Consider the following 7,133-nt stretch of genomic DNA (forward strand, 5'->3'; position numbering starts at 1 on the left):
CACCTTATCCACAAGTTCAAGGAAGATTCGCCCCTATGTCGCGATTCCATGCCCCCATCGCCGAAGCCATCTGGGACATGAAGTACCGCTTCAAGGAGGCGGACGGGACACCGCTTGACGGCTCGGTCGAGGATACCTGGCGTCGGATCGCGCGGGCTTTGGCCGAGGTCGAGGCTGACCCTGCGAAGTGGGAGGCGGAGTTCTACGCGGCGCTGGAAGGCTTCAAATTCCTGCCCGCCGGGCGGATCACCGCAGGGGCGGGCACGGGGCGGTCGGTGACGCTGTTCAACTGCTTCGTCATGGGCACGATTCCGGACACGATGGAGGGGATCTTCACCGGGCTGAAAGAGGCCGCGCTGACCATGCAGCAGGGCGGTGGGATCGGCTACGACTTCTCGACCATCCGGCCCAAGGGGGCCGAGGTGAAGGGCGTCGCGGCGGATGCCTCCGGTCCCTTGTCCTTCATGGACGTCTGGGACGCCATGTGCCGGACGATCATGTCGGCAGGCAGCCGTCGCGGGGCGATGATGGCGACGATGCGCTGCGACCATCCGGATATCGAGGCCTTCATCGAGGCCAAGCGTGACCCGGCGCGTCTGCGGATGTTCAACCTGTCGGTCCTTGTCACCGATCCCTTCATGGCCGCCGTCAAGGCCGATGGCCCGTGGGAGCTGGTCTTCGGCGGCCGCGTCTACCGGACAGTGGAAGCCCGCGATCTGTGGAACAAGATCATGCGGTCGACCTTCGACTATGCCGAGCCGGGGGTGATCTTCATCGACCGCATCAACGCGATGAACAACCTTGGCTATGTCGAGACCATCGCCGCCACCAACCCCTGCGGCGAGCAGCCCCTGCCGCCCTATGGGGCTTGCCTGTTGGGCTCGATCAACCTGCCGACGCTGGTGAAGGACGCCTTCGAAGCGGGTTCCAGCATGGACATGAAAGCACTGGACCATCTGGTCCGTGTCGCCGTCCGGGCGATGGACAATGTCGTGGACGCCAGCCGCTTCCCTCTGCCGGAACAGCAGGCCGAGGCGAAGGCCAAGCGGCGCATCGGCCTTGGTGTCACCGGCCTTGCCGATGCCCTCCTCATGGTCGGCCTGCGCTATGGGTCCGAGGAGGCCGCGAAGGTCACCGAGATCTGGATGCACGCCATTGCGCGCGCGGCCTACCTCGCCTCGGTCGATCTGGCGAAGGAGAAGGGCGCGTTTCCGCTGTTCGACGCCGACGGCTTCCTTGCCAGCGGCAACATGGCGCAGATGGACACCGACGTCCGCGAGGCCATCGCCAAGCACGGCATCCGCAACGCCCTCCTGACCTCGGTCGCGCCCACGGGGACGATCTCGCTTTACGCCGGCAACGTCAGCTCCGGGATCGAGCCGGTCTTCGCCTACGCCTACACCCGCAAGGTCCTGCAGAAGGACGGCTCCCGCACCGAAGAGGAGGTCGTCGACTATGCCGTCCGCCTCTGGCGCGAGAAGCACGGCGACGCGCCCTTGCCCGACCATTTCGTCAACGCCCAGACCCTGCCGCCCCTGGACCATGTGCGGATGCAGGCGGCGGCGCAGAAATGGGTGGATTCGTCGATCTCCAAGACCATCAACTGCCCCGAGGACATCAGCTTTGATGACTTCGCGCAGGTCTACATGGCCGCCTGGGACCAGGGCTGCAAAGGCTGCACGACCTACCGGCCGAACGACGTGACGGGCTCCGTCCTGACCGTGTCCGAGAAGCAGACCGCGCCCGTGGCCTCGCAGCCGGTGACCGGGGGAGAGGTGGTCTATCTGTCGGACCCGCTGGACCGCCCCGCCGCCCTGGAAGGCCAGACCTACAAGGTCAAATGGCCGGGCTCGGAACATGCCCTCTACATCACCATCAACGACATCGTCATCGCCGGCCACCGCCGCCCGTTCGAGGTCTTCATCAACTCCAAGAACATGGAGCATTTCGCCTGGACCGTGGCCCTGACCCGGATGATCTCGGCCGTGTTCCGGCGCGGCGGGGATATTTCCTTTGTCGTGGAGGAACTGAAAGCCGTGTTCGACCCCCGCGGCGGGGCCTGGATGGAGGGGCGGTATATCCCGTCCATTCTGGCGGCCATCGGCGGAGTAATCGAGCGCCACCTGATCGACATCGGCTTCATCGAGGGCGAGGGGCTGGGGCTGAAATCCGACCCCAAGGCGGAACTGCTGCGGGTCGGAGAGGCCCCGCGCGGCAAGGCCTGCCCGTCCTGCGGCAGCTATGACCTGCGGATGGTGGAAGGGTGCCTGACCTGCGGGTCGTGTGGGCATTCGAAGTGTGGGTGAGGAAATCTTAACAATCTACGTGACAGAGTCTTCGGGATTTGCTATCTGTAACGCGTCACGTGACTGTTGACTGCGGTACTTGAAGATCGTCATGTGGCTGGATGCTGGACCCAGATAGAATTCGTAGCCGAGACCTGAAGCGCCTTGTCGAGAAAGGCGATGCATCAGGGATTCGTCCTGACTGGATTCCCAAGGTGAAACGCATCCTTGGCGCTTTGAACGTTGCCGTATCGCCAGAGGAACTGAACCTTCCCGGCTATGGCTGGCACAAGCTGAGGGGGGATCGCGACGGAACCTTTTCCGTCCTGGTCTCGAAAAACTGGAGAGTGACGTTCAGATGGGACGAACATGGCCCCTATGACGTTGAACTAGAGGACTACCATGGAAAGTAAGGCGGGAGAGCTGGCCTTCGCACCTCCGCACCCCGGGGAGTATATCAGGGAAGATATACTTCCCGCGCTGGAGATGAACGCGACCCAGCTAGCGGAACATCTGGGCGTTTCCAAGCAAACCGTGTCCAACATCCTGAATGGAAAGCGCCCGCTGTCGACGGACATGGCCGTTCGCCTTGGAAAAGCTTTCAAGAACGGCGGAAGGTTCTGGCTGGCGCTTCAGATGCAGCATGATCTTTGGCACGCAGAGCGGAAAGGCGGCGCACCCGTCAAGCCCATCGATTGGACCGACGACCGCGCCGCCTGAGCGGCTACTTCACCCCATTCGCCCGCGCGATGAAATCCGTCAGGTGTGGCACATAGTCCTCCGGCCCCGCGCCGCCCTGCGCCACGGCCCCGGCGAAGCTGTTCTTCGCCGCGCTCGCCATCGTGGTGGTGACGGTGGCGGCGTTGGCCATGCTCTCCAGATAGCGCAGGTCCTTGTAGGCGTTGGATAGGGTGAAGCGGTGGGCCTCGCGGTTGCCCTCCAGCGCGTAGCCCATGAAGGTCTGATAAAAGCCGCAGTCCATGCGGCCCCCACGGATCACGCTGTCAAAGGTGGCGGTGGAGATGCCGACCTTGGCGGCCACGGCCAGCGCCTCGGCATAGATCGCGGCGTAGCCGAGGGAGAGGAAGTTGTTCAGAAGCTTCATCCGGTGCCCGTCGCCTGTCCGGCCGATATGGACGATCTTCCCGGCCCAGGTGGCGATGACGGGCTGGATGCGGGCGAAGATGTCGCCGTCGGCACCGACCATGCAGTCAAGCGTGCCCTCCCACGCCTCTTTCGGGGTGCGGGACAGGGGGGCGTCGGCGAAGTGGATGCCGCGCTGGCCAAGGTCAGTGGCGAGGCGTTCGGTGACGGTGGGATCGGAGGTGGAACAGTCGACGATCACCGTGCCGGACTTCAGGTGCGGGGTCATGCGGGCGACGGCCTCGGAGACCTGAGGCGAGCCGGGGAGGGTCAGGAAGATGATCGTCGACCGGGCGGCGAGGTCTTCGACTGTGGCCTCGGTCGCGCCCCTGCCGATCAGGTCGTCCACCGGCGCGCGGTTGCGGTGGGCGGTGACGGTCAGGGTGTAGCCCTTCGTCACGATGTTCTTCGCCATGCCGTGGCCCATCAGGCCGGTGCCGATGAAACCGATGTGTTCCTGGGTCATGAAGTCCTCCTGTTGCGGGCAGATTGGGGCAGGTCGCCCGGGTTGACAATCCGGCTTCCGCCGGGCCGACTGAAGGCGATCAAAATGGGAGGCCGACAATGTTCCGCGCACTGGTTCTGGAAAAGGATGGCGATGCCGCCGTGGCGCATCTTCGGGAGCTGGACGAAAGCGCGCTGCCTGCCGGGGATGTGACGGTGGCGGTCGAGTATTCGACGCTGAACTACAAGGACGGGCTGGCCTTGTCCCCGACCGGCGGGGGGATCGTGCGGACCTGGCCGCATGTGGCAGGGATCGACTTTGCCGGGACGGTCGAGGCTTCGGACGATGCGCGGTACAAGCCTGGGGACCGCGTGGTGCTGACCGGCTGGCGGGTGGGAGAGGTGCATTGGGGCGGCTATGCCCAGAAGGCGCGGGTGAAGGCGGACTGGCTGGTGCCGCTGCCCGGCGGTCTGACAACGCGGCAGGCGATGGCGGTTGGGACGGCCGGGTTCACGGCGATGCTGGCGGTGATGGCGCTGGAGGAGCATGGGCTGACGCCTGCGAAGGGCGAGGTGCTGGTGACGGGCGCTGCGGGGGGCGTCGGGTCGGTGGCGGTCGCCTTGCTGGCGCGGCTTGGGTATCAGGTCGCGGCGGTGACGGGGCGGCCGGAGACGGAGGGGTATCTGCGGGACCTCGGGGCCTCACGCGTGGTGCCGCGGGCGGACCTGGCGGAGACGGTGAAAAGACCGCTGGAGACCGAGACCTGGGCGGGGTGTGTCGATGCCGTCGGCGGCGCGATGCGGGCGCGGGTGCTGGGGCAGATGAAATACGGCGGGTCGGTCGCGGCGGTGGGGTTGGCGGGGGGGGCTTCGCTTCCCGCTTCGGTGATCCCGTTCCTGCTGCGGGGGGTGAACTTGCTGGGCATCGATTCCGTGACGGTCCCCTATGAGCGGCGGGTACGGGCCTGGGGGCGGGTGGTGTCTGACCTGCCGATGGAGAAGCTGGAGGCGATGGTACGGCCGGCGGTGCTGGCGGACCTGCCGGAGCTGGGGGCGGCGATCCTGAAGGGGGGCGTGCAGGGCCGGGTGGTGGTGGACGTGAACGGGTGAGGTCTGTCCACGCAGGACAGGGTTGGCTCGCCAAGGGATTCCAATGGGTTAGCTGTGGGCGTTAGGGGTTTGTTAAGGAATGAGAACGTCTAGAGAGCGAGATCAAGTGGCAAGTCTGCAATGTCGCGCAGGCGTTTGCCGTCGATCATCGTCTCAACCAGTTCTAGTGACTCACGTCCCTGTTCTTTCAGGACTTCAACAAGTTCAGTCAGTGCGAAGTGATACACGCAATCAATATCTCCGGTCCCAAGTGCGATGGCCGCAATTCGGGATGGCGTCGGTTCTGCGGTCACGGCAACAATGTGCGGTGCTCGCCCCTTGCGGTTCCTGAGCAGGTTCAGTGCCTCGGATCGGGTGTTCTGAACTCGGTCCGACCTGATCGTCAGTTTGCAACTGACGGAAGCGTGCAGCGACGCTTTCGCCCCATTGACCGCACGTAGCGCGGTTTTGCGCGCGACCGACTTGTCCACGAGAATGGAATTCCTGTTGATCTCAGAATCGTCGAGAGCGTCCTTGATGACCACGACATCTGGTTTGATGAGATAGTCGGTGCCGAGGAGAGTCTTCAACTCGCGGCTGGCGTCGGCGAGGATGCGCAATTCATCAAGATGGGCATACTGTTCGAACTGGGAGATCGTCCGGCCCTTGGCAACACGGAACGTGCCCGGGCGGATGTGAGCCAGTTGGGCAAGGCAGTCCTGCAGGAACGCAAGACACGCGCTTTCGAACATTGCGCCGGCGGTCTGACCTGGCGGCTTCTCGGCATGGTCGGTCGACTGGCCCAGCTTTGCAATCAACCCAATTGAAATTTCCCGGCTGGGACCATTCGCAATGTCCGCGATGCTGGGGATGCCCTTGGTCATAGTGATCGGACCGGAAAGGCACTGTGCGTGAAAGTTGCGGCGTGCCGTTTCGAACCACGCGCGCATCATGCAACCGCAAACAGGCGGCGTGTCGTGATTGCAGCGCGCAGGTTTTGGGCGACGGCCTGGGCAACCGGGGGCGGGAAGGCGTTGCCGACTTGCCGATACGCGGCCGTCTTCCTGCCTGCGAAGGACCAAGAGTCCGGGAACCCCTGCAGGCGCGCAACCATCCTGACGGTCAGGCGCGGCATTCCTACGAAATCCGGTGCCGGCGCATCATCGGCTATGGTGCTTCCGTTCACTCCAAGCGACGCCCAGGCCTTTCTGGCGCGTGTCGGGCCAAGATCGGGGCCGCCATGCTTTTTTGACCCCCCAACAACCGTGGGTGCGATCTCATCCGCCTGTTCGCTCCAGGCATCTGAACCGGGCCAATTGTTTGACGACATCAGATCATGCAGGGTCTGACCCACGGTTTTCGGGCGTGCAAGGCTGCGATTGGGCCAGGAAAAATTGTCAGCATATGCATCTTGAACCGCGATGATCACGACGCGCGGGCGAAGCTGGGGAACACCGTAGTCGCTGGCGTTCAGCAGGGCCCATTCCACGCGACTATAGCCAAGGAGCCGAAGCTGATCGCGCAGCTTGTGGCGATAGTCGGAGAAGACCGCATCCAGGAAACCCCGAACATTTTCAAGCATAACTGCCTTTGGACGAACCTGATCGACGACGCGAATGGCTTCCGGAAAGAGATCGCGTTCATCCGCCGGGCCAAGTTGCTTGCCTGCGACGGAAAACGGCGGGCAGGGGACACCTCCTGCGACAAGATCTACGCCACGATAAGGTGAGGCATCGAACTGTGTCAGATCGGACTGAGAGCCTTCGATCACGTTCCACTGGGGGCGATTCAGTTTCAGGGTCTTACGTGACCAATCATCAATTTCGACCAGAGCTTCATGGCCGAAACCTGCGCTTTCAAGGCCAAGGGCCTGGCCGCCGCCACCTGCACACAACTCGATTGACGTCAGATGTGACTGCATGTGGTAGACGCCTTTTTCTCTTTAACGATATATCGCGTGTTCGAATGGGGCGAGTCAACGCTCGCCTGTCCTTTGGGGCAAGTATCTGCTTTCAACTGCGAAGGTCTGGTTAACAAGTGCGCGTTGGCGTGCGGCAGGCACGATTGACGCCAGACCTACGGGATGGTGCGGGTGCTGTTGACTCCCTCGGCTCCCCCTGTATAAGCCGCCCACGTCCCGGAAGCGATTCCGGGGCTTTTCATTGGTGTTGG

At 63.5% G+C, this 7,133-nt stretch carries 7 protein-coding genes; 4 read left to right on the top strand and 3 right to left on the bottom strand.

Annotated elements, in window-relative coordinates:
• Positions 1-35: 35 nt before the first annotated feature.
• From U1E69_RS21185 to U1E69_RS21195, 3 genes are all read left to right on the top strand, one after another.
• The gene (locus U1E69_RS21185) at positions 36-2,306 is read left to right on the top strand and encodes an adenosylcobalamin-dependent ribonucleoside-diphosphate reductase (protein WP_322246412.1); all 2,271 of its coding nucleotides are present in this window, start codon (positions 36-38) and stop codon (positions 2,304-2,306) included.
• Positions 2,307-2,407: 101 nt separating this feature from the next.
• Positions 2,408-2,698, top strand: coding sequence for a type II toxin-antitoxin system RelE/ParE family toxin (locus U1E69_RS21190; RefSeq protein WP_322246413.1), 291 nt, complete (start codon positions 2,408-2,410; stop codon positions 2,696-2,698).
• Positions 2,688-3,005: a HigA family addiction module antitoxin gene (locus tag U1E69_RS21195; RefSeq protein ID WP_322246414.1), complete on the top strand. Its 318-nt coding sequence runs from the start codon at positions 2,688-2,690 to the stop codon at positions 3,003-3,005. The genes U1E69_RS21190 and U1E69_RS21195 overlap by 11 nt, the downstream gene beginning before the upstream one ends.
• A 4-nt stretch (positions 3,006-3,009) precedes the next feature.
• Here the strand turns inward: U1E69_RS21195 and U1E69_RS21200 are convergent, their stop codons facing one another.
• Positions 3,010-3,894, bottom strand: coding sequence for an NAD(P)-dependent oxidoreductase (locus U1E69_RS21200; RefSeq protein WP_322246416.1), 885 nt, complete (start codon positions 3,892-3,894; stop codon positions 3,010-3,012).
• A gap of 98 nt (positions 3,895-3,992) precedes the next feature.
• Between U1E69_RS21200 and U1E69_RS21205 the strand changes: the two genes are divergently transcribed.
• Complete coding sequence (locus U1E69_RS21205) at positions 3,993-4,982, top strand: MDR family oxidoreductase (RefSeq protein ID WP_322246418.1); 990 nt, start codon at positions 3,993-3,995, stop codon at positions 4,980-4,982.
• Positions 4,983-5,071: 89 nt separating this feature from the next.
• Here U1E69_RS21205 and U1E69_RS21210 read toward each other — a convergent pair whose 3' ends face one another.
• Entirely contained in the window at positions 5,072-5,845 is a 774-nt protein-coding gene (locus U1E69_RS21210; protein WP_371133926.1) for an NgoMIV family type II restriction endonuclease, read from the bottom strand.
• Positions 5,846-5,910: 65 nt separating this feature from the next.
• The gene (locus U1E69_RS21215; protein WP_305567414.1) at positions 5,911-6,882 is read right to left on the bottom strand and encodes a DNA cytosine methyltransferase; all 972 of its coding nucleotides are present in this window, start codon (positions 6,880-6,882) and stop codon (positions 5,911-5,913) included.
• Positions 6,883-7,133: the final 251 nt, after the last annotated feature.

It is taken from the genome of Tabrizicola sp. (assembly GCF_034366665.1).
In the GTDB taxonomy this organism is placed as follows: Bacteria; Pseudomonadota; Alphaproteobacteria; order Rhodobacterales; family Rhodobacteraceae; genus Tabrizicola.